At 45.9% G+C, this 22,263-nt stretch carries 27 protein-coding genes and 1 other RNA gene; 7 read left to right on the forward strand and 21 right to left on the reverse strand.

The features are described 5' to 3' along the window. Positions 1-22: 22 nt before the first annotated feature. The 12 genes from rfbF to DHAF_RS20940 all read right to left on the reverse strand — a co-directional run bounded on the left by rfbF (position 23) and on the right by DHAF_RS20940 (position 10,632). On the reverse strand, positions 23-799 hold the full coding sequence (rfbF, locus tag DHAF_RS20885; protein WP_015945091.1) for a glucose-1-phosphate cytidylyltransferase: 777 nt from the start codon (positions 797-799) through the stop codon (positions 23-25). A gap of 26 nt (positions 800-825) precedes the next feature. Beyond that, positions 826-2,760: a glycosyltransferase family 2 protein gene (locus DHAF_RS20890; RefSeq protein WP_015945092.1), complete on the reverse strand. Its 1,935-nt coding sequence runs from the start codon at positions 2,758-2,760 to the stop codon at positions 826-828. 70 nt (positions 2,761-2,830) lie between these two features. Beyond that, entirely contained in the window at positions 2,831-3,988 is a 1,158-nt protein-coding gene (locus tag DHAF_RS20895) for a flagellin N-terminal helical domain-containing protein (protein ID WP_015945093.1), read from the reverse strand. Between the two features lie 252 nt (positions 3,989-4,240). After that, a complete protein-coding gene (locus DHAF_RS20900; RefSeq protein WP_015945094.1) occupies positions 4,241-4,645 on the reverse strand; it encodes a flagellar protein FlaG in 405 nt (134 codons plus the stop codon). 109 nt (positions 4,646-4,754) lie between these two features. Continuing rightward, the gene (gene csrA, locus DHAF_RS20905; RefSeq protein WP_015945095.1) at positions 4,755-4,988 is read right to left on the reverse strand and encodes a carbon storage regulator CsrA; all 234 of its coding nucleotides are present in this window, start codon (positions 4,986-4,988) and stop codon (positions 4,755-4,757) included. A 1-nt stretch (position 4,989) separates the two neighbouring features. After that, on the reverse strand, positions 4,990-5,448 hold the full coding sequence (fliW, locus tag DHAF_RS20910) for a flagellar assembly protein FliW (protein ID WP_015945096.1): 459 nt from the start codon (positions 5,446-5,448) through the stop codon (positions 4,990-4,992). An 11-nt stretch (positions 5,449-5,459) separates the two neighbouring features. Next, positions 5,460-6,011: a DUF6470 family protein gene (locus DHAF_RS20915; RefSeq protein WP_015945097.1), complete on the reverse strand. Its 552-nt coding sequence runs from the start codon at positions 6,009-6,011 to the stop codon at positions 5,460-5,462. 85 nt (positions 6,012-6,096) lie between these two features. Next, positions 6,097-7,080 carry a flagellar hook-associated protein FlgL gene (gene flgL, locus DHAF_RS20920; RefSeq protein WP_015945098.1) on the reverse strand — a complete coding sequence of 328 codons (984 nt, stop codon included), beginning with the start codon at positions 7,078-7,080 and terminating at the stop codon, positions 6,097-6,099. Between the two features lie 25 nt (positions 7,081-7,105). Continuing rightward, positions 7,106-8,857, reverse strand: coding sequence for a flagellar hook-associated protein FlgK (flgK, locus tag DHAF_RS20925; protein WP_015945099.1), 1,752 nt, complete (start codon positions 8,855-8,857; stop codon positions 7,106-7,108). 12 nt (positions 8,858-8,869) lie between these two features. After that, positions 8,870-9,349 (reverse strand): flagellar protein FlgN, encoded by a 480-nt coding sequence (locus DHAF_RS20930; protein WP_011460798.1) that lies wholly within the window; start codon positions 9,347-9,349, stop codon positions 8,870-8,872. Positions 9,350-9,375: 26 nt separating this feature from the next. Next, positions 9,376-9,651 (reverse strand): flagellar biosynthesis anti-sigma factor FlgM, encoded by a 276-nt coding sequence (gene flgM, locus DHAF_RS20935; protein WP_005816303.1) that lies wholly within the window; start codon positions 9,649-9,651, stop codon positions 9,376-9,378. Between the two features lie 357 nt (positions 9,652-10,008). Beyond that, a complete protein-coding gene (locus tag DHAF_RS20940; protein ID WP_015945100.1) occupies positions 10,009-10,632 on the reverse strand; it encodes a Uma2 family endonuclease in 624 nt (207 codons plus the stop codon). Between the two features lie 219 nt (positions 10,633-10,851). Between DHAF_RS20940 and DHAF_RS20945 the strand changes: the two genes are divergently transcribed. Together DHAF_RS20945 and DHAF_RS20950 are read left to right on the forward strand one after the other, a co-directional pair. Further along, a complete protein-coding gene (locus tag DHAF_RS20945) occupies positions 10,852-11,625 on the forward strand; it encodes a flagellar motor protein (RefSeq protein ID WP_015945101.1) in 774 nt (257 codons plus the stop codon). Positions 11,626-11,679: 54 nt separating this feature from the next. Next, positions 11,680-12,507 carry a flagellar motor protein MotB gene (locus DHAF_RS20950; protein ID WP_015945102.1) on the forward strand — a complete coding sequence of 276 codons (828 nt, stop codon included), beginning with the start codon at positions 11,680-11,682 and terminating at the stop codon, positions 12,505-12,507. Positions 12,508-12,542: 35 nt separating this feature from the next. Here the strand turns inward: DHAF_RS20950 and DHAF_RS20955 are convergent, their stop codons facing one another. Further along, a complete protein-coding gene (locus DHAF_RS20955) occupies positions 12,543-13,583 on the reverse strand; it encodes a M28 family metallopeptidase (protein ID WP_015945103.1) in 1,041 nt (346 codons plus the stop codon). 39 nt (positions 13,584-13,622) lie between these two features. Between DHAF_RS20955 and DHAF_RS20960 the strand changes: the two genes are divergently transcribed. The 3 genes from DHAF_RS20960 (at position 13,623) to DHAF_RS20970 (ending at position 15,534) form a co-directional block, all read left to right on the forward strand. Further along, positions 13,623-14,060 carry a YaaR family protein gene (locus DHAF_RS20960; RefSeq protein ID WP_005816309.1) on the forward strand — a complete coding sequence of 146 codons (438 nt, stop codon included), beginning with the start codon at positions 13,623-13,625 and terminating at the stop codon, positions 14,058-14,060. Positions 14,061-14,142: 82 nt separating this feature from the next. After that, the gene (locus DHAF_RS20965) at positions 14,143-14,937 is read left to right on the forward strand and encodes a CheR family methyltransferase (protein WP_015945104.1); all 795 of its coding nucleotides are present in this window, start codon (positions 14,143-14,145) and stop codon (positions 14,935-14,937) included. Positions 14,938-15,234: 297 nt separating this feature from the next. Further along, positions 15,235-15,534: a hypothetical protein gene (locus DHAF_RS20970; protein WP_015945105.1), complete on the forward strand. Its 300-nt coding sequence runs from the start codon at positions 15,235-15,237 to the stop codon at positions 15,532-15,534. Between the two features lie 108 nt (positions 15,535-15,642). On the opposite strand, the gene DHAF_RS20975 is transcribed toward DHAF_RS20970, so the two are convergent. The 4 genes from DHAF_RS20975 to citD form a co-directional block, all read right to left on the reverse strand. Further along, on the reverse strand, positions 15,643-15,831 hold the full coding sequence (locus tag DHAF_RS20975; protein WP_026198779.1) for a Rossmann-fold NAD(P)-binding domain-containing protein: 189 nt from the start codon (positions 15,829-15,831) through the stop codon (positions 15,643-15,645). A gap of 151 nt (positions 15,832-15,982) precedes the next feature. Beyond that, a complete protein-coding gene (gene citF, locus DHAF_RS20980; RefSeq protein ID WP_035214682.1) occupies positions 15,983-17,527 on the reverse strand; it encodes a citrate lyase subunit alpha in 1,545 nt (514 codons plus the stop codon). A 93-nt stretch (positions 17,528-17,620) separates the two neighbouring features. Next, positions 17,621-18,325 carry an HpcH/HpaI aldolase/citrate lyase family protein gene (locus tag DHAF_RS20985; protein ID WP_011460807.1) on the reverse strand — a complete coding sequence of 235 codons (705 nt, stop codon included), beginning with the start codon at positions 18,323-18,325 and terminating at the stop codon, positions 17,621-17,623. 69 nt (positions 18,326-18,394) lie between these two features. Beyond that, positions 18,395-18,679 carry a citrate lyase acyl carrier protein gene (gene citD / locus DHAF_RS20990; RefSeq protein WP_005816323.1) on the reverse strand — a complete coding sequence of 95 codons (285 nt, stop codon included), beginning with the start codon at positions 18,677-18,679 and terminating at the stop codon, positions 18,395-18,397. 252 nt (positions 18,680-18,931) lie between these two features. On the opposite strand from citD, the gene DHAF_RS20995 reads away from it, so the two are divergent. Together DHAF_RS20995 and DHAF_RS21000 are read left to right on the forward strand one after the other, a co-directional pair. Continuing rightward, the gene (locus DHAF_RS20995) at positions 18,932-19,219 is read left to right on the forward strand and encodes a hypothetical protein (protein ID WP_005816325.1); all 288 of its coding nucleotides are present in this window, start codon (positions 18,932-18,934) and stop codon (positions 19,217-19,219) included. 80 nt (positions 19,220-19,299) lie between these two features. Then, the gene (locus DHAF_RS21000) at positions 19,300-19,671 is read left to right on the forward strand and encodes a YueI family protein (protein WP_005816327.1); all 372 of its coding nucleotides are present in this window, start codon (positions 19,300-19,302) and stop codon (positions 19,669-19,671) included. A gap of 94 nt (positions 19,672-19,765) precedes the next feature. Here DHAF_RS21000 and DHAF_RS21005 read toward each other — a convergent pair whose 3' ends face one another. From DHAF_RS21005 to DHAF_RS26200, 4 genes are all read right to left on the reverse strand, one after another. Further along, positions 19,766-20,146: a hypothetical protein gene (locus DHAF_RS21005; protein WP_015945106.1), complete on the reverse strand. Its 381-nt coding sequence runs from the start codon at positions 20,144-20,146 to the stop codon at positions 19,766-19,768. A 110-nt stretch (positions 20,147-20,256) separates the two neighbouring features. Beyond that, positions 20,257-21,387 carry a zinc-dependent alcohol dehydrogenase gene (locus DHAF_RS21010; RefSeq protein WP_015945107.1) on the reverse strand — a complete coding sequence of 377 codons (1,131 nt, stop codon included), beginning with the start codon at positions 21,385-21,387 and terminating at the stop codon, positions 20,257-20,259. 227 nt (positions 21,388-21,614) lie between these two features. Beyond that, positions 21,615-22,004, reverse strand: an RNA gene (rnpB, locus tag DHAF_RS24830) — RNase P RNA component class A. A gap of 67 nt (positions 22,005-22,071) precedes the next feature. Then, entirely contained in the window at positions 22,072-22,230 is a 159-nt protein-coding gene (locus DHAF_RS26200) for a hypothetical protein (protein ID WP_015945108.1), read from the reverse strand. Positions 22,231-22,263: the final 33 nt, after the last annotated feature.

A 22,263-nucleotide genomic window follows, 5' to 3' on the forward strand; every position in this document is an offset into this window, starting at 1 on the left:
CTTAAGTATTTCAAAACGCAAACTACATCCATACCTTCCAAGGCGCTTGACCGCTCGCCCATAAATTTTCCAGGATAACCCTATCTCTTTGCGTATCCATACACCGCCAAAAGCCACTATGATGGTAGGCCATAATTTGCCCGGCTTCGGCCAGTTTGGTAAGGGGTTCCCCTTCAAAAGCAGTCCCATCACCGTCAATATAGTCAAAGACTTCCGGCTCTAAGACGAAAAAACCACCGTTAATCCAGGCATCCAAGGTCTTGGGCTTTTCGATAAACTCCAGAACACTGGCATCCTCATTCAGCCCCAGTACCCCATACCGGCCGCTGGGCTGAACAGCCGTCACCGTGGCCAGCTTGCCGTGGGATTTATGGAAAGCAACCAGTTCCTCGATATTAATATCAGCGACTCCATCACCATAGGTAAACAGAAATGTCTCTTCGCCAATATATTTCTTAATCCGTTTAAGCCGGCCGCCGGTCTGGGTATCCAGGCCGGTATTAGCCAGTGTGACCTTCCACGGTTCCACTTCGGCACTGGAATGAGTGCAGGTGGTATTGTTGGCCAAATCAAACGTAACATCCGAACCATGTAAAAAATAGTTAGCAAAATACTCTTTAATCATATGCCCTTTATAACCTAAGCAGATAACAAAATCGTTAAACCGATAGCGGGAATATAGTTTCATAATATGCCATAAGATAGGACGTTCTCCAATCTCAATCATGGGCTTGGGTTTTAGATGAGACTCCTCACTAATGCGGGTCCCATATCCACCGGCAAGAATAACAACCTTCATTTTCACGTCACTCACTTACAATAAAATTAGACCTTTAAAAACGCACTCTCCTGCCACTTCGATTCGGCAATTATCTCCAAGCCGCGTTCCCCTGACCTATTGCCACTCGGAAGCTTATCCACACTCCAGCGCAAAAACTCATAGATATCATTTTGTCTATACCCAAGTTCATAGGCCTCGATCAACGCAGTCGCCGCCTTCTCATATTCCCGCAGCTTATACCAACAAATACCCTTGGCATAGATTTGAGTGATTTGTTTTTCTTTTTTTGCTTCTTCCTGCTTTATATAGTGTTGGTATAATTTCAAAGCCTCCGCATAACACTCCTGCTTAAAGAAAAGATTCCCTAGTTCCGCATAAATAACCTTTTCGTCAAAATCTTGAGCCAATTCAATAGCTTTATTCAATATTTCCTTAGTTCCGAATAAATGCAGATAAGTAATCAAATCCAGATAGTCTTCCTTATCTTCCTTGGAAAACACAAAAATCTCATGCTTAGTCAATCCTCTGACAAAACGCCGCATCGGTTCCGAAGCCTGTGCCCCTACCCAAGCCATGTATTCTCCGTGCTCACTCAAAAGAGCCGATACTACCGCTAGAGTACCAAAAGTTCTATTATCAGGATCTGCATCCAAACACTTTTGGGCGACAGCAAAAGTTTTATTATACTGTCCATTGGCCAAAAGCATGTACACCACGGTTAAATCCTCGCTGCCATATTTCTTTATACGCAAAGCTGAGTAATAGGCAAGTACTTTGGGCAGAGAGACCCCCGTCAGAACGGTGACAATAAAATCCAAATCCTCTTTACCCTCTTTATTATAAATACTGTTTAATAACAAAATAATGTCTTCGGCAGGAAAGCTTTTTATAGCCAGCAAAAGTTTGCGTAAGCAATCATATTGCATTTTTTCCATTTTTAAAGATTCAACAAAATGACTCAAGGCATCTTCATGCTCGTTACGATGAGATGCGATAATTGCCATATAATAATAAACATGATAAAGGTTTGGCACTATAGAGTTAATTTCTATATCATCATATTTTTCTTGAAGTGTTAATGTTTTTTTGTATTCACTATGTGCTTTATCATATTTCTTCAAATCGAATAACATATTAGCTAAATAAAAATGAAAAGAAGGATGACATGGAAATTTATTGACCCCAGCATAAATCTCTTCTAAAATATCATTCGCGTTGCACTTTAAACGTAGCATGGAGTCAATTACATTCTGATAAGGTTTTACATTATAGCCAACAAACCGGGCACCGCTGGCAATAAACATCCGAGCATATTCAATGGATTTCTCCCATTCTTCCATACCGAAGTAGCAATCACTAATATACTGATAAATGGTCGGATCTTCCGGAGCCTTATCCAGTCGTTTAAGCAGAAGCTCTAAATTCCTCCTAGACTTTTTCCCCCGATCGCTTAAGGAATATCCTTCATGATAAATAAGCAGGTCTTTATCATCTGCAAGGAAAGCTTCAATAGCCTTGTTTTTTGTTTTATGCGTCAAGCATTCATGGACGTTGTTCATATAGAGAATATTCTTATCGCGACGAAAAATACGAACATGCGTAATTTCATCCAATAGTTTACCATTGGTGTAATCAATATTCTTCATTTTACAAGCAATTGCTTTAAAGTGGGCCGGTAATCGCCGGATCAAAGGAACAATATTACGGGCCGTATCGTTAACGAAATACTCATCCGCATCTAAAAAAATGATCCAATCACCCTTTGCCCGATCTATGGCGTAATTTTTCGCTTCCGCAAAATGATTATTCCATTCATAGCGATAAACTTTAGCACCTAATGTCTCAGCTATTTCTACGGTTTTATCGACAGAACCGGTGTCTACCACGATAATTTCATCAACCGAATCCTTATAACTTCCAATACACCGTGCTATATTCTTTTCTTCATCTTTTGCAATCATACATGCAGATAGTTTCATAATCTAAATCCTCTTTCATTACAAGAAGAGGCCAGATGAAAACTCTGGCCTCTAAAGGTTTGCCTAAAAATTAACGAAGAAGCTGAAGAACACCTTGAGGTTGTTGATTGGCCTGAGCCAGCATCGCTTGTGCAGCTTGGGAAAGAATGTTGTTCTTTTGGAAGTTCATCATTTCCTTCGCCATATCTACATCACGGATACGGGATTCAGCGGCGGTTAGATTTTCAGAGGATGTTCCCAGGTTGTTAATAGTGTGTTCTAAGCGGTTTTGAACAGCCCCAAGTTTGGAACGCTCTGCCGATACTGTCTCAATAGCATTGTTAATTGTTTTAATGGCAGCGGTTGCATTTTTATAGTCACTTACATCAAGTGCTTTGCCATCCGTACCACGGACTCCGATTTTTTCTGCTTTCATGTTGTTAATACCCACGAGAATATTTTGCCCGCTGTTAGCACCAATCTGCATGCTGAAAGCATCTTCTACATTATTGCTTACATCGACCTTAGCCTTGATACTGATTGTGATGCTCTCACCAACAGCAAGCTTAGATAGATCGTCGCCCGATAATGTTATCGTAGCGCCACCAGCCATAGAGATTGTTGTTCCCGAGGTTAAGCTAGCCGAAGTAGAAGACGGATCTCCAATGCTAAAGTCACCAGCTGCAAAACCGGTAGAAGAATCATTCGTACGAGTGATGATGATCGTCGCACTTGTTCCTGCACTAGTAGTAACGGAAACACCAGTAATATTAGCCTTAGTGTTCAGTTCAATTTCAGCTTTAGCATTCTCTGCTTTAACAAGACCTTTCTTAGATCCATCCAAAAGCTTCTGGGTATTGAACTCGGTGGTATTGGCAATCCGGTCGATTTCATCAGTTAATTGATCAATTTCCTTTTGTATTTCATCACGGTCTGTGGTGGAGTTGGTATCGTTAGACGCTTGAACAGCCAGTTCACGCATCCGTTGGAGAATGCTGTGAGTTTCATTCAAAGCTCCTTCAGCCGTTTGGATAAGGGAGATGGAGTCTTGGGCATTCCGTTGAGCTTGGTCCAAACCACGGATTTGGCCGCGCATTTTTTCGGAGATAGCCAGACCCGCAGCATCGTCGCCGGCGCGGTTGATGCGGAGACCGGAAGAAAGCTTTTCCAAAGACTTAGCATTGTTGCTGTTGTTCGTTGTCAATTGACGATAGGTGTTAATCGCCGACATATTGTGGTTAATAATCATGTGTATATTCCTCCTTGATTTGGATGCCGGGCATCCTTGCCCGTGCATTTTCAATAGTGCGGGTGAAGAACTTCTACCCTCCGGCCGGTGTAGGGAGAAGGATCTACTTTTCCTGCTTAATATATATATCGTTAGATTTAAAGCATTTCCTTAGGGCAATTATAGCTAATAATCGCCTGTTCTGCTTATTTTTCTCGATATATCTCTCGTTTTTTCTATATTAGGCTATCGTCTATAAAATCTTTAGCTTATTCATACTCTCTTGTCCAAGAGAACCCCTACATAATCCCGTATCGCCGCCAAAGTATCCAGCAACTCATGAGGAGGGAATTCCTTGATTACCTGGTTATTCTTTATATCGATGAACTTAACCATAAGTCGTTGAGTTCCGTCATGCATTTCAAATCGAAGATCGGCATTGACTGTCACCATAAATTTATTAAGATGCTCGGCTAATTTACTCGCATCCTCACGAGTAAGTTCTTCCTTACCCTTATCCCCGAACTGGGACTGGGATTGGTTTTTCCCGGATTCTGATTTATTGGCCGCTGTGGGTTTATTCAGCGCCAGATCAGCGGGTTTGGCAACCTCCGGATTCGCCACATAGTTGTTCGCAGGCGTTTGAACTGAGGGTTGTTTTACTGCAGTCATATCCATGCCTATCCTCTCTCCTTTTGACACACTATTCTTTATATAGATTATCGGCAAAACAAGAACAATACTTAAGAGGGGAATTCCGGCAATCGCCGGAATTCCCCTCTTAAGTCTATTTTTTGATATGAAACTCCTTTAAAGCAGTCAGCTCTGCCAGATCCATGAGAACGGCGGCCTCTTTATTCTCCGCTGCAATGGCATCATAGATTTCACCCCGGTAGATTTTGATCTCTTTCGGAGCATCAATGGTGAGGCGGATACTGTCCCCTTTTATAGCGACGACGGTTACGACGATGTTGTCGCCGATCACGATGCGCTCTCCTGCTTTACGGGTGAGTGCCAGCATCTTACTCGCCTCCTTCAGGAGTTCCCTGAGCTTGGGCCTCAGGGAAAAGCTTGTGGCGGATGGAATACTCCGTTTTATCAAGGATAATCTGTCTGCCGATACCCTTATTCCTATTAACAACGATGGGGGCCAGGAGATTGACAGTCATGTCAGTTATCTTCTCTCTCACCGTGCCAATCAGAAACACCTGGGGAGGATTTTCTTCCGAAAGTTCCAATTCCCCGGCCATTTCGTCGCCCAGAACGAACTCATACTCTGGAATGAAAGAAAAGGGCTCCACCAGCAGAAAGGACAAATCCGCTTCTGCCGTGGATTGAAGGAAGGAAAAAGGACTGTTTTCATCATGGGGCAAATGGACAAAGGCTTTCTCGTCGAGAAAGCCTGGAATGCCATGGGGAAAACGAATGATCTGCTCAGAAGTCACTTCAAGGGTTCCAAATCGTGTGGATTCTATCTTCATTGCGTTTCCTCCTACACTTTAACATCTACTACGGAGATATCCAGTCGTGGATACTGAGTCACCTGGATGTCCACTTTTCCGGGCTGGTAATCTGCATCCACTCTTCCCCTCACCAGGTTGTAATTAAGTTTGCCCGGAATAACTTCGATCTGAGCCGGGCTGGCCTCATAGCGGACAGAGGGAGCAACGATAGGCTCAAAGCTGAGCTCCCCTTTTTTCTCAAAACTGGATTCATAGGCCATGTCGGCAATAGCGTTGATGGCGGGATTACTGATCTGGGCCAGACGGTTGCCCTTCTCCACGATGGCTGCGATACCTTCCAAGGCCGCCTTCCTGCCGCGATCGTAGTTTTCCTGGGAAAGAGCAGCCCTGGTTTTGAGGCCCATGGAATGATAATACTCCGTACTATCAATGGTTAATTTCCCCGCCGGTTGGCTGATTTGCAGCTGGGGACGGATGTTCTCCATTTCAACCATGGGAAGATGTTTCTTCATATTCAACTGGGCATTCTGTATCGTATACTCCAAGCGAATGGGGTAACTCCTCATGCTGAGTCGGAGCAAACACAACACCCCCTTAAGTGATCACTTTTTCAGGTTCTATATTATTTTAATACATTCATCTAATGCAGTTTATCTGTGTTCCGGCTTATCTCAGGAAATCTGCCAGGGAGGGCTGAATAATCTTCGTTCCCACAGAAAGAGCAGCCTGATAAATGCTGTCCTGAGTCTTAAAGTTCACCAGAGTCTCCGCGATATCGGCGTAAAGAACGTTAGCAAGTGAATCTCCGAGATTGGCAGAGGTGGAATCCAGCTGGGTATAGACCGAATCCATACGATTTTGCCGTGCACCCAGTTGAGCGCGCACATCGGAGATATGATCCGCTTGCAGTTCCAGTTTGCTGAGCAGGACCTCCACGCCGTCTTCCTCTGTCCCCGTGCCATCATCCACACCATTGATGTTCGATTCGTTCAAGGCTTTGCTTAATTGAGCCAGGGTATCAAACATAGCAATCCCTGAAGCACCGGTTTCCTGGTACTCGTAGGTAGGAGGATCGGTGGCAGGGGTCTTGGGGGTATATTCCCAGCCCGCTCCGAATAAATCATGCCCATTGACCGAGACTTCGATACTTAAATCGCCGCCCACCTGGAATTTCTTCGTATCATCAGAGCCTTGCCAGCCGGTAGCTCCTTTGGGAAAGGGTTCCACATTGGCTGTCCCGCCAAAAATATATTTAGTACCTACTTTGGTATTGGCTAACTCAATGACATGCTCCCGAATTTGATCGATTTCAATGGCGATCTTTTTACGGTCCTCATCATTCACCGTGGATGTATTCATAGCATGCACAGCCAGCTCTTTGGCCCGTTGGATCATAAGGCTCATTTCACCCATGACATCATCTGTCGTATCCATGTAAGCAATGCCCTCCTTGGCATTGGCTTTCAGTTGATTCAGGTAGGATATGTTGCTTTTAAAACGCAGAGAATTCTCCGTCCCTACGGGATCGTCGGAGGGACGGTTAATTTTTTGTCCAGTGGACATTTGATTCTGCAGTTTATCCATGCGGCCTTGAGCCGCCCAGAGATTAAGGAGTAGATTGCGGGAAAGCATATTATTGGAAATTCGCAAAGCGGTTCACCATCCTTCCATTGTTCTAACGGGTAACACCCATGCCATTGACGATAGTATCCAGCATACTGTCCAGCATGGTCACGATCCGCGCTGCCGCAGTATAACTCTTCTGGAATTTGATCAGGTTCGTAATTTCTTCATCCATGTTTACTCCGACCACGGATTGCCGCTGATTATACATATGGGTGACAAGGACGGCCTGACTTTCCTTCATCCGGGTGGCTTGCTGGGCATCGACCCCCAGTTCGGCGAGAGCTGCCCCATAATAATCACCGATGGAAGATGCCGATAAAGGCGGAGTCTGAGCCAGGACAACAGGTTTCCCGATGGCCGTATCCGTGGTTATGGTCCCGGTGGCAGGATCGATAAGAATAGGGTCTCCTTCTAGAGGGTGTCCTACAGGGTACTTCAATGGAGTATCCGCACTCGTTGCCCAAGCCATAGGCCGCCCGGCGGCCGTATCCGTGGTTATCGCTCCAGTGGCCGGATCGATAAGAACAGTATTTCCTGCAGGGTTCTTCAGGTATAAATCGGTAAGCCCTGTCCATCCTGTAGCAAGAGAACTAAGAGCTTTGGCGATTTCTCCATCGCCGAAGTTATCTTTTCCGGTAGCAATTTTCCATGGGTCATCGATGAGATCTTGATTCACTTTAATATTACCGGCGCTAATCGGGTTTCCATCGGCAGAGGTAAAGAAATCTTCCCCGAAATTGCCTTCCTTATCTATCCCTGTCCTATGAATGGCATTCAACGCTTCGGCGATACCTCTGGCCAATTGATTAAACTGATCCCGCAGATAGGCCAGATGAGCAGTGGCTTTGGTATCACCTGCAGAATACTCGAATCCGGAACCCCGCATCAGGATGCTGGACTGAAGCTCTCCTTGACCTTCACCCAAGTCCACGGAAGCACCGGCTTGAGGATGCCCCGCAGCCCATTTCACTTCGGCAAAGGGTAACCCGTCTGCGTCGGTTGTCTCGGGTGTCGCCAGCTGATAAGCCTTGGTATCATCGACCAGGATCTGGTTGGTGGCTTTTTCATTGCCGATGTACAATTTAAAGATATTGACTTCCCGATCTGTAAAGTTAGGATCCCGGCTTTCCACGACCCGGACATTGACCAGCTTGGAAAGGTCATCGATCAGGGCATCCCGTTTATCCAACAGGTCATTGGGATTGTCTCCGGTGATTTGCACCTTCTTAATCTGAAAATTCAGCTCCTGGATCTGGTTGGCATAGCTATTAATCTGGTCGATCTGAACCCGCACGCTGGAGTCGAGGCTCTTTTGTGCCTCAGTAATCTGCTGATCGATATGATGGAGAGTATCGGCGAGAGTGGCCGCTCTCTCCAAAATGACGGAACGGGCGCCTAAATTTTCCGGATTATTGGCCAGCACACTCCAGGCACTCCAAAATTGGGTCAAATCATTACTCAAGCTGTTATCCGAAGGTTCATTGAGGAGCCCTTCGATCTGCGCCAGGGTATTTTCACGGGTTGCCCAGTACTCTTGTTTGGAATTCTCCCAGCGGAATTGCCGATCGATAAAAATATCCCGGGCCCGCTCGATGCTCTGAACGGTGACCCCTGTACCGATGCTTAAGTAATGCCCCATGCCGGGGATGCTATCGGGTGATGTCGCCTGCAAATTAACCACTTGGCGTGTATAACCTATGGTGTTGGCGTTGGCAATATTGTGCCCTGTGGTATCCAAAGCAATCTGCTGGGATTCCAAGGCCCGTCTGGCTAACTCTAAGCCGGAAAATGTGGAGCGCATACGAATCCTCCTCTAAATACTTCGATCGAGAAAACGAACCGTTTTGGATTCATTTTCTTTTTCCCCAGGGCGGTTATAGGTGCTGCCGTTGGGTTGTGCGGTCATAATACTAACGGTTAAGTTCGTCACTTTCATGGCCTGCTTAAGAAGCTGGTTATTGAGTTCATTGACTTCTTTTAAATTCATCACTACGTTTTCCAGTTCAGCCCTCACATCGGTTAACTCCGGAAAACGCTCAGCTAATTCTTTTAAGGTAATGGTTTCAGGTGCTTTCCCCAGGTACCGGGCTGCCCGCTCAGTCCAGAGAAGCCGCTCCTTTTCCAAACGGGTGGCTTCGAGAAGAAGCTGCTCTTCCCGGATAGTCGTGGCTTCAATTTCTTGAAGATCGTTTCTGAGCAGTGCCTGTTGCTTCTTTTGGGCATATTGTTTGAGTTCTTGGTAGAGAGCCGCTTGTTGCTGTAAATTTTCATTTAATTGCTTAATCTCAGGCACCGTAGAACCTCCTTCTGATCGTTCGCTCATTCCTGATCGAGCAGCTTACCGGCAATGACTTGGGCATCGATCTTGAACTCACCTTTATTGATCTGCTCTATAATTTCACGAATCCTTTCTTCACGAACTTCAGGAATCTCTCTGACTTTCTGCAAGAGGCTTTGATAGATCTGTCCCCTGCCGGAGACTTTAATCCCATCCTGTTCCTGACCGGGTATTGCAGCTTTTGGGGTGATGGATGCCACTCGGTTGGTTGCCTGGATGCTGCCGATCGAGGACATTGATGTTCCATCTATTTTCATATTGAATCCACTCCCGTACACACTATCTTATCTTTATTATCGGCATTCTCTTTAAGAAGATGAGGGGTTATTTAACATGATTAAGTCAACAAATATTAGGATTGCTCTGTTTTTCTCCAGATATCACAACCATCTCTTTGTGGAAATAATTTTGTATTCCCTTTATCAGGTGACTCCCGACCATAAATCGGATATGCTCCAAATTACCAACCGGTTGGTAATTTGGAGCATATCCGATAGAACAGCATCGTGAAATGCAAGCTAAGGATGTACCAAATTCGAAACCGGTTTCGAATTTAGTTTCACCCCAAGAAACGCCCTGATCTAACTATAAAAGTGAGACCAGGGCGTTTTTCATTAAAGGGTATATTGCTCTGCAGTCAGCTCCTGGCTTATCTTGGCCAAAGAAATCGTCAGATCGTCGAAAATCCCCACAGGAATGGTTTCCTCAAAAGAATAAATCGTGGATCTGGAAAACCTCCCTGTTTGTTCCAGCTGATAAACCATCACTATCTTATCTACAGGATGAATGATCCAGTATTCCCGGAGGTCGTATTTTTCGTAGAGGTTGAGCTTTTTTATATAATCCTTGGCAGCGCTGGAAGGGGAGACCACTTCCATAATTAAGTCGGGGCTGCCCAGACATCCCTTATCGTCCAGCGTTTCCTTGTCACATATGATGGCTATATCCGGTTGCACCACATTCGTTATAGTATCGGCTTTGGCTTTAGCATCGGCCAGTCTTACATCAAAGGGGGCTACATAGACCTTGCAGGGCTTGTCTACCAAATAATTGGCAATCTGGCGAAAAATCTCACCGGCGATTTCTTGGTGAATCCTCGTTGGCGCACTCAGGGCATACGGTATGCCCTCAATGAGTTCCACAGGGTCATCCTCCGGCCAGGTCAGATAATCAGCATAGGTAAAACTTTTGGTTGTGTATTGCTCCACTACCGAGCTTTCTTTAACTTCGCCCTCCATAGTTCTCCCTCCTTTATTGAAATTCTAGCACATAATGGAAAAACTGTCGAGGCGGCCTTCCCCCTCCCGCACAAGTTTCATTATGGGCCTTTAGACCTATAAAGTTTTATGCCTTTTCAGCCGATATACTTTATGATGTCTTTTTTCCTCAATAAGCGACATTTCTAATCTAACAAAAAATCTTAATAAAGGGGGTAGCCGGTTTACCGGCCAAGCATAATGGATATTTCAACATTATTAGGAATTATTATCGGTTTTGGAGCATTGATTCTCGGGTTTATCCTCGAAGGGGGGCATGTGAGCTCTTTGTTTCTGCTTCCCCCCGCCATTATTGTTTTTGGCGGCACCTTCGGAGCAGTCTTTGCCAGCTTTCCTTTAAAGGAGATGAAAAAATTATCCACCTGGCTGAAGATTGCTTTTACTGATAAAAGTTATGGTACACTGGAAGCATACGAGACCCTCATTCGCTTTGCGGAGAAAGCTCGCCGGGAAGGTCTGCTCAGTCTTGAACAAGAGCTGGAAGAAGTTGAAGATCGTTTTACACGTCAGGGAATGCAGCTGGTCATTGACGGTACGGATCCGGATATCACCCGGGAGATCCTTGAATCCAATATTGCCGTGATGGAGAAACGCCATAAAGTCGGCATTTCCGTCTTCGAAGCCGCAGGGGGTTATAGCCCCACCTTAGGGATTATCGGTACGGTCATGGGACTGGTCCACGTCTTGGGCAATCTCACGGACCCGGACTCCCTTTCTAAATCCATCGCCGGAGCCTTTTTGGCTACCTTGTATGGTGTGGCTTTTGCTAATCTTCTCTATCTGCCCATCGCCACGAAACTTAAGCAAAAAGATAAAATTGAAGTCGCCTCCATGGAAATGATTATGGATGGGATTCTATCCATTCAAGCCGGGGAAAACCCCTCCATCCTTAAAGAGAAATTAAAAACTCATCTTGGCAATATCATGGAGCCGGCAAACTCACGGAACGAGTAAAGTGAACGATACTCTTTCCACCAAATAAACATAGTATAGAATTAAGGTGAACACATGGCTAGAAAACGAATTGAAGAACCAGAAAAAGACAATTCCGAGCGTTGGCTTCTGACCTATTCGGACCTGATCACCCTGCTCATGATTTTCTTTGTCGTGATGTACTCCATGAGCAAGGTGGATGCGGAGAAATTCCAATCCATAGCGGAGTCCCTCAGCGTCGCTTTAGGGGGAGGCACCCGGGTGGAAATCGGTGCCTCACCTTCGGGACCGAGCTTGATTGAAACTTATCCCACTAACAAACCGCAAGAAGGAAAAGCGCCTGAGGATGGCGAAGGAAATGGTGACGGCACCGGTGCCGATATGGAGAATATGACGATTGAAACCATCAAGCAAAAGCTGGATAAATTTGCTGCAGATAATGGCATCGAAACCAAGCTGGTCTCCTCTATTGAAGAACGGGGACTGGTCATCAGCATTCAGGATACCCTCCTCTTCGAGAGCGGAGCTGCAGTCATCACCCCCAAGGCCCGGGAAATCCTCGATAAAATCAACAATGTTCTTGCTTCAGCGCCGAACTACATTAAAGTGGAAGGGCATACGGATAATCTCCCCATTAACACCAACCGGTTCCCCAGCAACTGGGAGCTTTCCGTCCTGCGGGCCACCAATGTGGTACACATCATGCAGGAGATCATCCCCGCTGAACAGCTCTCCGCTACCGGTTATGGAGAATACCGTCCCCTTACTTCCAACGACACTGAGGCCGGACGAGCAAGAAACCGCCGGGTTGACCTGGTTATCCTCCGCTCCAAATATGACTTAACGGAGCCCGGACAGTCCCTGGAAGCCGATCCGACTTCAGGAACTTCCGCACTCCGTTAACTTAGCGAATGGTGCAAAACAAAATCCCGGCCCCTCTAAAAAGCGAGGTTCCTGACCGCTCCATAAACAATTTCCGTAGCCAGCTTAACCTGCTCCCGTTTAACTATCCCCATCGTATCCTGAGTGGTGTGGTTATTTTCCAGCCATTCCCGGGACAGAAGGGTTACCGCCGGGATGCCCGCTTTAGCAAAGGTAAGCTGGTCGCTGTTATGACCATTGCCGGAAACCACCATAGCGCTGGCGCTCACTTCAGCGGCAGCCTTTTGCACAGCCTCAACTGCTATCCCGGCCTTATCGTCCGCCCAAAGGCCAAAATTGCCAATCATGCCGTTACCGATGGTATCTACGTTGATAACGGCCTTTATTCTGTCTAGGGGGAAACTGGGATTCCTGACAAAGGCTTTCGAGCCCAAAAAGCCCATCTCTTCCCCACTCCAAAAGGCAAAGACCAGAGTCTTCTTGGGAACCGTATTCTCCCGAACCAGCCGCCTAATCACATCAAGGACACAGCCTACTCCGGAAGCGTTGTCATTTGCCCCCGGGTACAGCTGCCCTTCAAAGATCCCCAGATGATCATAATGGGCTGAAACCAGGATAATCTCCTCCGTGTCACCCTTAAGGCCGCCGAGAATATTCAGGCTGGGGGCCCGAAGATGGTCAGGGTTACCTACAGTAAAGGTTAAGCGGTTACCTACAAAAGTTTCTTTGACTTCATGAATTGTAAAGGCATGGGCATAACTCTTATCATTATCCCCCATGGGCTTGAGTCCCAGCATGCTCAGCTCCCGGGACAGATACTGGGAAGCTCTTCCCTCTCCCGCCTGACCGGTTCGTCTCCCTTCCATTTCCGGAGAGCTCAGAGCCAGAATATCATCCATAGCTGTTCTGTTGAGGCTTGCCGATTGGAAATACTCATAAATCGTTTGGGCTTCCGGCGGGACCACGTAGAGCTTGACCTTGGGTTGCTTCATTAAAGGCTCAATCGCCGCTTTTAACTTGTTGTCAAAGCCGATCCACGGTAAAGTGAAGGCTCCCAGACCAAATAGCATTTTCAAAAAAATCCGTCGTGTTTGCATGTACAGCGTCCTTTCAAGTCTTTTACAGGGGGAATACCAATGCCACTACGAATTAACGGAGCTCAACAGCCCGAGTCCCTGACCCGCACCAATTCCTCATCCCAAAAGGGGGAGCTTGATTTCAATCAGATTATGAGTCAGACCCGGAAACTGCAGGGGCAGGAACTTCAGGAATTTTTGACCCGTTTGGAAAAGAAGGGCCAGCAGCTGGCTGAAAGTTTCTCACTGCGGGATTTGTCCGATTTCAAAGATATGGTCAAGTCCTTTTTACGCTCCACCTTCGGGCAAAGCCGTCGGGTCTCTGAAGAATCCTTCTGGGATTTTCAAGGACGGCCTAAGGTGCTCTCACGAATCAACGATATTGATAAAGCTCTTGAGGAGCTTGGGCAAAAAGTACTGGATACCCAGGCCAAGCCTTTAGAGATCCTCAGCCAAATCGATGAGATTCGCGGACTGATCATTGACCTATTTGGATGATTTCATCTTGACCAGGCCAAATTCCTTCTTTATGCTTAAAGTTAGCAATAAAAAAGCGAAAAAGATGAAAAGAGGTGCTTTCTTGGCGAATTTAGATACCAATACTTATGAGTGGTTTATCAAAGCTTTCCATCCGAAAAGCGGGCTCGATCTTAATTTTTATAAGCAAAATCAAATGGAGCGGCGTATCCGAAGCTTTATGGCTTCACATAATTATAAAGCCTTCCCAGACTTCATCAAGGCATTGGAGCAGGATAAGGTGTTGTTCGATGCCTTTTTCAAACATTTAACCATTAATGTCACTCAGTTCTTCCGGGATACCAACCAATGGAAAACTTTAAGAGAAGTGATTCTTCCCAAGCTGCTTGAAAAGAAAACTCCCTTAAAGATCTGGAGTGCGGGGTGTTCAAGCGGACAGGAGCCCTATACCATGGCCATCACTTTAATGGAATATTTCCCCCAGGCCCGTTTCAGTATCCTGGCTACGGATATTGATGTCAATGTTCTGGAACAAGCGAAAAAGGGGATTTATAAGGAAGCTGATTTCGCCAGCACTGGTCCGGAGATCATTAAGAAGTACTTTACTCCTGTAGATGGTGGGTACCAAATCAAGGATCAGGTCAAACGGGCTGTCACCTTCCAACGGCAAAATCTTCTCACCGACCGCTTTGATTCAGGTTTCGATCTGCTGGCCTGCCGCAATGTGGTCATTTACTTCACCGAGGAGGCCAAAGACATGCTCTATCGTAAATTCGCCAACTCCTTGAACCCGGGAGGCATTCTCTTTACCGGAAGCACGGAACATCTCTTTGGCATGAACCATCTGGGCTTTAAGCTGATCTCCTCATTCTTCTATGAAAAGCAAATCAAGGCCTAACGCTTTGTCCATATTTTTGCCATCTACCCCTGTGTCATCGGAAAAGGAAGATTCTTTTTCGGAGTAACACAGGGGATTTTTAAAAGAATCGTTCGTCAATAATCGATTTTTAATTGGTTTATCTGAGGTTTTTATACTTAAAAGCCCAGCCTTACCCGAGGCAGAGGTGATGCAAGAGCTCATTTTGTCGGATATCTTACTTTTCATTTTATCAATAGTTTGTTAAACTAATATTAAAACCAAGTAAAGGATATTGGTCAGAGGCTAACTAAAACTAAGAGGAAGGTGGGATTTCTATTGTATTTCCACGGTAATCTTATCATCTGTTATGTCCAAGACCCTGATAACAATCGTTATCTTTTTCAGCTGACAGGAGGGGAGGTATGCCCTGTCAGCAAGGAGGATTTCTATGCCCATTGGCAGGAGTACCGTGCCTTTGAGGAAGCACGTGCTCTGGATGAGGGAGATTCCTATCGTCCACTCCCTGTTACCTTCTCCACCACCTGCAGTGTTCAACGCACGCCCATCAATATGCATTTGAGGCGCAAGCGCAAATCAGCTTACTTAATGCAACAGCCCATGCTTGCTCATGGCTAAATTGCGAAAAAGAGCTGGATAGCGTATGCGCCTTTTGATTTGCACGAAAAAGGGACTTTTGCAGTCCCTTTTTTGTGTCATTATTTAATTTTAGCTCAATATAACCTCTTAAGTCGGCTGATTGGATTGTTGGTAGGCTGCTACCAGCTCATCCACATGATAAGTAACTCCTTTACCTTTGTACTCCAGCGAGACTTGCTGAGCTGTGGGGTTATAGCCGATATACTTCATCCCCAACTGCTTCGCCATCTTCGCCAGTTCAATACGCGCGCTTCGTCCCAGGTCTTGAAATTTCATAATGCACACGCCCCTTATACCGTTTTTTCTCTCTTTTAGGTAAATCTCGGGAGTTTGGAGTACGTATTCAGTTTTCATTAAGATAATGATATCCTATTCACCGGCATGTTGCAACTTGCATTTCCATCCAGAGTTGTTGATTTTTTCTCCTTTAATCCTTGGGTTGCCTTACCACATCAATGACGGTTCCATCCCGGTACTCCACCACAGCCACCACCCGATCGGTGAACTCTATGGTTTCGGGAACCCCAGTCAGATTTTCGGATAGTTTTTTGAGTTCCTCAATGGCCATGATGGGCAGTTCGCTGTCTTTAAGCTTTTCCAGGAGATCGGTGCGGCGGGGATTGATGGCAATACCGCGTTCAGTCACTAAAACGTCGATGGTTTCTCCGGGAGTGGTCACTGTGGTGACTCTATCCTTAACCACCGGCAGCCGCCCTTTGGTCAGGTTGGTCACGATAATGGCGATCTTAGCGCCGGCTGCGGTGTCGTTATGGCCCCCAGAAGCTCCCATGATGATCCCATCGGAACCAGTGACCACGTTGACATTAAAGTCCGTGTCGATCTCCGTAGCTCCTAAGATCATGACATCCAGGTTATTGACAATAGCTCCTTTATCATGAGGGTTTCCATAGAGAGAACCGGACATGGCCTGATGCCGTGGGTTTTCCCGGTAGGATGCCACGGCTTGCAAATCAAAGCATTGCACATCAAAAAGGTTTCGAAACAACCCTTCATTGAGCATATCTACAATATAGCCTGTAATCCCACCGGCAGCAAAAGACCCGACCACCTTCTTTTCCTTCATGAATTGCCGTACTTCAGCAGCTACAGCTAAGGATGTTCCGCCGGCTCCGGTTTGGAAGGACATTTCATTTTGGATATACCCTGCTTCATTGATGAGTTGGGCGGCCATTTTGGCAATCCGCAGACCCACAGGGTCTTTGGTCACAGTAAGAGTTCCCGAGACAATTCCATTGGCATCACCGATGGAATCCACCTGAACCACATAATCGACAAAGTCTTGGGTAATCTCAATGGGACAGGCGGGATAAGGGGCTAAATGATCGGTTACTGCCACAACTTTATCTGCGAAGAAGGCATCGGCCACTGCATAGGATAAGGTGCCACAGGCGGTAGGGCCGCCCACTCCGTTGAGATTACCATAAGCGTCGGCTGTAGGAGCGGCAATAAAGGCCACATCAATATGGAGGTCCCCACTTTCAATCGCCCGGGGGCGCCCTCCGTGGCTCATCAACACAGCAGGCTTTTGCAGGAGACCCTGGGAAATGGCTTTAGCCACAGGCCCAGGGGAAATATAGTTGACGGAAATTTTGGTGACGATACCCTTTTTAATATACTCCACAAGGGGCTCATGAATGGGGAAAATTCCTGTTGCCGCCACATGAATATCTTTGACCCCACGCTTGGCGACAGAAGCCATCACCTGATTAAGGACATAATCCCCATTTCTTAAATGATGATGAAAGGATAATGTCATTCCATCTTTGATTCCCACTTTATCTAAAGCCTCTTCAATATTGGCCAGCAGTTTCTTCTCCCCGGGTTTAACCGAGCGCAGTGTCACTGAAGCTTTAGCCCGTTCACCATAGTTGGCAAAGGCCCCCATGAATGGCCTGACTTCTCCGTAGCCTTCTATGTAATCCAGTATCTCTCTTCCAAGGATATTCTTCATGGCTTTTTTCATCCCTTCTTCTCTAATATCGTTCTTAATAAGATTAAGATCTTTCGCTGATTCTTCCCTCTGAATTCACGATTACACGATTATTTAAAAGATGGCATTCAGGGTATCAATCTGACGTCCATCCAAGGCTAGTTTTCCTGTAAAGCCCATTCTTTTCGCGGTTAAGGCATCCTTTTCCAAACCCTCGTTATCATTGCTGTCAGCAAAGCAGGTGTCGATGGCATGGATACCGGCTGCCCGGCAGGCGATGCCTACCCGGCCACGAACATAGCGAAGTTCATCCCCTTCTTTGGTACGCTTCGAGCCGAACTCGTCCATGAGACCTTCGGCATTCAGCCATACGCCGGTAACCCGTGGAGAAGTCTCGATCAAAGTGTTGATGGTCTCTATACCCAGAGCCGTTTCCAGAACAGGAATCAACTCAATACCGCCTTGAGGAAACCCCTCTTCATTTTCTATGGTTGTAAGTATACTATCCACCTGTTTGATGACTTCATGATTGGCTTTAGGGATAACGAGGGCCCCCGGCTTTACCCGTGAGATACTATCCATATCCTTTTGCCCGTCTTCGGTGTCCAGCGGATTGATTCGAACCATGACTTCTGTCTTAGAGTAATCCAAGAAACTGAGTGCTTCTTTGACCAGATGACGAGCACTGTCTTTTTCTTGGGGAACGACTCTTTCCTCCAAATCAAAAAGAACCACATCAGGATCAAACACAGGTGCATCTTGCATGCTTTTTGGACTGTTTCCGGATAGTATTAAAAGACTTCTTCTTCTCTTTATCATTAAAAACGTCTCCTTTCATAAGAAAAACACAAAAAATAAAACACCGTTTCGAAATCCGATTATCAAACTTCAACACATTTCTGAAGCGAGGGCCCTCTCCAAAGCCGTCTGAACACGTGCTCGTATGGTATAGTCCAAGGCACCTTTGTCCTGGACTTTAACGATGACATTATCTACACCCATTTCAGCCACCTTGTCCCGCACAACTTCCTCGATTTGCTTACCGAATTGCTTGAAGATGACTCGTTTGGTTTCCAATTGAATTTGAACCCCGCCTTGATCATTGGGCATCACAGTCACCAGTACATCATTGGATTCTAATGCCCCTGCCTTTGCCGTAGTGCTGATCTTCATAGAAATTCCTCCTTACACCTCTTAAGTATTGCATGCTCTTGTCTCATTTTATGCAATATGTGTGCACTATCTTTTTAAGTGTAAACCTATTCTTCTCACTTTGACAATAGTAAAGCAAACTTTTGGGAAATTTCGGAATTTTACGAAAATCTAACTATCTGAGACAGTTCCCAAAACCAGGTGTATAATTTAAGCATACGTTCTGTAAAGAACAAGACTGAACTGCACATTATATACCTAGGAGGCATCTGTGTGAGTATCTTTGAAGCCCTTATGCTCCTTAGTTTTGGAGCCGCCTGGCCTTTCTCCATTCACAAATCTTATGTATCCCGGTCTATCGAAGGAAAAAGCCCTTTCTTTCTTATCATCCTGATCTTCGGCTATGTCGCCGGCATTCTGCACAAGCTCTTTTACCAGTACGATCAGGTAATCTACCTTTATATACTGAACCTGCTCATGGTCTCGGTAGATTTTCTCCTCTATCTTCGCAATAGCCGTCTGGCCAAAGTGCATCGTAAGATTTCTCAACCCATTATTTAGATTTCCTTATAGAAGGATAATTAGGCTCCTCAATAGAAAGCCTATTACTACGGAAGTTTCCTTGACAAGGGGGAATCACAATGAGTGAGAAGCAAAACGAACTGGAACAACGCCTTATGGTCGGCCTGCACGGAACGCCCGAGCTCAAACACAGTGAGAAAATGCAGCACCTTGGTCAATTCCGTGAACGCATCATCAGGTTGCTGACCAAAGACCAGGTAGATGATAGCCATGTCTATCCTGAAATCGAAGAAGCACTTAAAGATCCCCGGGCCTCCCGCCTTCTTCTCAACGGGGATTTAGCTTATCGATATCGTGATAAATATATAAAAATCGCCCGCAAACACAGCAAGCCTTATACCGTGGTCAATGACCCCAGCCTGAAAGGCAATGCGGGCCTAATCGTGGTGGCTGACCACGCTGTGGATGTGGATAAGATCGAGGTTGAGTAAAAATAAAGGGACGGTTCAAAGCAAAAACACGCTTTGGTCCGTCCCCTTTTATCTCAATTTAAATTTTATATCCATATTAATACATCTTGCTCCATCAGCTCACGGATTGGACCCTGCGCTTGCTGAGAATCTCAAAGACTTCATCTCGTTCTTCCTTGATTTCTCTGATGTCCACAGAGTTATGAACTATTGCTTTTTCTAATACAACAGTTTTGTCATTAATAAGCCGAATAATTTGTTCATGTTCTCTTTCATTTTGTTCACGATGAGCCACTTGGCCTTCAGCTAGAATCTTAATGTCTTTACGAATATCATCGATGGACACTTCTACCTTTCTTAAGCGCTGGTCAATGCCTTGAACACGCTGCTCAATGCCTTGAACGCGCTGATCAATACCTTGAACGCGCTGATCAATATCTTGAACTTGCTGGTTAATGCCTTGCAGCAATTCTAGAATAAGCCGCTCATTCTCCACTTTGCCACCACCTTTAACGATTCCTCTGTCAGCATTTTACCATAATACTTATCTTATTCCTATACTATGATGGCGGCCCATGGACTTTTAGGTGGTGAAGCAAAAGAATTCTATGGCTTCAAGACAACTTTAATGCAGTTATCCTTTTTCTCGTCAAAAACCTCATAGGCATGCTCCCCTTTATCTAAGGAAAGGCGGTGAGTAATGATATCCGTAGCATCAAACCGGCCTGTTTTGATCAATTCCATGATCGGCTCCACATAGGAATGGGCCGGGCATTGCCCCATCTTCAAGGTAATGTTTCGGGAGAAAAAATCCCCCAAAGGAAACAGATTATACTTTGACCCATAGACACCTACCAAAGCTACGGTTCCACCTTTTCGCACTGCCTGAGTGGCAATCTCAATGGCTGATTTGGAGCCCCCTTGGAGCTTAAGCAAGGTCTCGATCTTCTCAAGGGTGGATGCTTTGCCATCCATACCTACACAGTCGATCACCACGTCCGCACCTCCGTGAGTTATCTCCTTAATATACTCGCCGGTGTTGTCGTGATCTTCAAAGTTAATGACCTCCACCCCATAGTATCTATAGGCATGATCCAGCCGGTAGCTAATATGATCCACGGCAATGACTCGTTTGGCCCCCTGGAAAATGGCCCATTTGATGGTCAGCAGGCCTACCGGCCCACAGCCCAGGACCACCACTGTATCGTCCTTTTTTACCCCACCGATTTCCACTCCCCAGTATGAGGTAGGCAGGATATCTGTTAAGAAGAGGACCTGTTCGTCGGTTAATTCCTCCGGAACCACTTTGGGCCCCACATTGGCGTAAGGAACTCGCAGGTACTCCGCCTGTCCCCCATCATAACCGCCAAAAGTATTGCTGTAGCCAAAATACGCTCCCACTTCGGCTTCAGGATTCGCGTTATCACACTGACTCCACAGGTCATGTTCACAATACCAGCAATGCCCGCAGGCAATAGGAAAAGGCACAATAACCCGATCTCCTTTTTTAATGTTGTACACATCCCCGCCTACCTCTTCTACGATGCCCATGGTCTCATGACCAAGAACAAACCCCTCGGGCATACCGGGGACCATACCGTGAATAAGATGAAGATCTGAACCGCATATGGCTGTGGATGTGACCTTAACAATGATGTCGTCAGGCTTTTGTATTCCCGGATCTCCGACATTCTTAACTTTAACATCCCGAATTCCCTCATAAACTATTGCTTTCATACCTACACCTACACCTTCTAGAAAGTTATTTTGCAGATAGCTTTCTCCTGGCAGTGTAGATCTATACAAAACCAATTTTTTGAGCCTTGATGTATTTGCCATTTTATGAAGGTAACTTTTGTAACTTATATAACTATCTGAAAAATAGCAAGAGGGTTGCCGTAGTACGACAACCCTCTTGCTATGCTAAACATGAGCCATATAGAGGAAAACTCCTATGCATAATTATGCAAAGCCAATCTATAAGCCGGGTTCTGTTCCTTCCTTTCAGAAGGTGATGATCATCTATCTGGGACCGTTGTTACCAACGGCCTCAAGCGACCTTACCCGGAGACAAAAACGGGCCGTTTTATAGTCTCCCTATTCGGTCTTGCTCCAAGTGGGGTTTGCAGGGCCAGCCTGTCACCAGGCTGCCGGTGAGCTCTTACCTCGCCTTTCCACCCTTACCAAACGCTCAGTCAGTCATCGGACCGGCCGCTGTTTGGCGGTATATCTCTGTTGCACTGTCCTTAGGATTTCTCCCACTGGGCGTTACCCAGCACCTTGCCCTATGGAGCCCGGACTTTCCTCAGAAGCAACCTTTCGGTTCTTACTTCCGCGACCATCTGATTAACTTTGCTTAACTATCTTACTTGATTCCGGCCTTTTGGTCAAATAGATTTAAATGGATTAATAACCAACCAACTAACTTTTAGCGAAGTTTTTCCCTGATTGACGCAATTGCTCCATTTCAGCATCAATATCCATAAGAGATGTCAGCAGTTTGGCTTTATTCTCCGAACCTTGCGATAGTTGCTTTAAAATGCGGTCCCGCTCTTGACGTAAAAATTCTGTACGACTCATGATGTCGTCCTCCTTTATATTTCTATTTCGTAT

This window comes from Desulfitobacterium hafniense DCB-2, from assembly GCF_000021925.1.
Lineage (GTDB): Bacteria > Bacillota > Desulfitobacteriia > Desulfitobacteriales > Desulfitobacteriaceae > Desulfitobacterium > Desulfitobacterium hafniense.

What these genes read in the sequence shown, in the direction of transcription:
- fliW (WP_015945096.1), bottom strand. Translation starts at nt 5,448, where the DNA reads ATGAAGATAGAATCCACACGATTTGGAACCCTTGAAGTGACTTCTGAG.
- DHAF_RS20940 (WP_015945100.1), bottom strand. Translation starts at nt 10,632, where the DNA reads ATGGAGGGCGAAGTTAAAGAAAGCTCGGTAGTGGAGCAATACACAACC.
- DHAF_RS20975 (WP_026198779.1), bottom strand. Translation starts at nt 15,831, where the DNA reads ATGAAATTTCAAGACCTGGGACGAAGCGCGCGTATTGAACTGGCGAAG.
- csrA (WP_015945095.1), bottom strand. Translation starts at nt 4,988, where the DNA reads ATGCTGGCACTCACCCGTAAAGCAGGAGAGCGCATCGTGATCGGCGAC.
- rfbF (WP_015945091.1), bottom strand. Translation starts at nt 799, where the DNA reads ATGAAGGTTGTTATTCTTGCCGGTGGATATGGGACCCGCATTAGTGAG.
- flgM (WP_005816303.1), bottom strand. Translation starts at nt 9,651, where the DNA reads ATGAAAATAGATGGAACATCAATGTCCTCGATCGGCAGCATCCAGGCA.
- DHAF_RS20945 (WP_015945101.1), top strand. Translation starts at nt 10,852, where the DNA reads ATGGATATTTCAACATTATTAGGAATTATTATCGGTTTTGGAGCATTG.
- DHAF_RS21000 (WP_005816327.1), top strand. Translation starts at nt 19,300, where the DNA reads ATGAGTGAGAAGCAAAACGAACTGGAACAACGCCTTATGGTCGGCCTG.
- flgK (WP_015945099.1), bottom strand. Translation starts at nt 8,857, where the DNA reads ATGCGCTCCACATTTTCCGGCTTAGAGTTAGCCAGACGGGCCTTGGAA.
- citF (WP_035214682.1), bottom strand. Translation starts at nt 17,527, where the DNA reads ATGAAGAATATCCTTGGAAGAGAGATACTGGATTACATAGAAGGCTAC.
- DHAF_RS26200 (WP_015945108.1), bottom strand. Translation starts at nt 22,230, where the DNA reads ATGAGTCGTACAGAATTTTTACGTCAAGAGCGGGACCGCATTTTAAAG.
- citD (WP_005816323.1), bottom strand. Translation starts at nt 18,679, where the DNA reads ATGAAGATCAGCACTACGGCAAAGGCAGGGGCATTAGAATCCAATGAT.
- DHAF_RS20960 (WP_005816309.1), top strand. Translation starts at nt 13,623, where the DNA reads ATGCCACTACGAATTAACGGAGCTCAACAGCCCGAGTCCCTGACCCGC.
- DHAF_RS20900 (WP_015945094.1), bottom strand. Translation starts at nt 4,645, where the DNA reads ATGGATATGACTGCAGTAAAACAACCCTCAGTTCAAACGCCTGCGAAC.
- DHAF_RS20985 (WP_011460807.1), bottom strand. Translation starts at nt 18,325, where the DNA reads ATGATAAAGAGAAGAAGAAGTCTTTTAATACTATCCGGAAACAGTCCA.
- DHAF_RS20955 (WP_015945103.1), bottom strand. Translation starts at nt 13,583, where the DNA reads ATGCAAACACGACGGATTTTTTTGAAAATGCTATTTGGTCTGGGAGCC.
- DHAF_RS20895 (WP_015945093.1), bottom strand. Translation starts at nt 3,988, where the DNA reads ATGATTATTAACCACAATATGTCGGCGATTAACACCTATCGTCAATTG.
- DHAF_RS20890 (WP_015945092.1), bottom strand. Translation starts at nt 2,760, where the DNA reads ATGAAACTATCTGCATGTATGATTGCAAAAGATGAAGAAAAGAATATA.
- DHAF_RS20950 (WP_015945102.1), top strand. Translation starts at nt 11,680, where the DNA reads ATGGCTAGAAAACGAATTGAAGAACCAGAAAAAGACAATTCCGAGCGT.
- DHAF_RS21010 (WP_015945107.1), bottom strand. Translation starts at nt 21,387, where the DNA reads ATGAAAGCAATAGTTTATGAGGGAATTCGGGATGTTAAAGTTAAGAAT.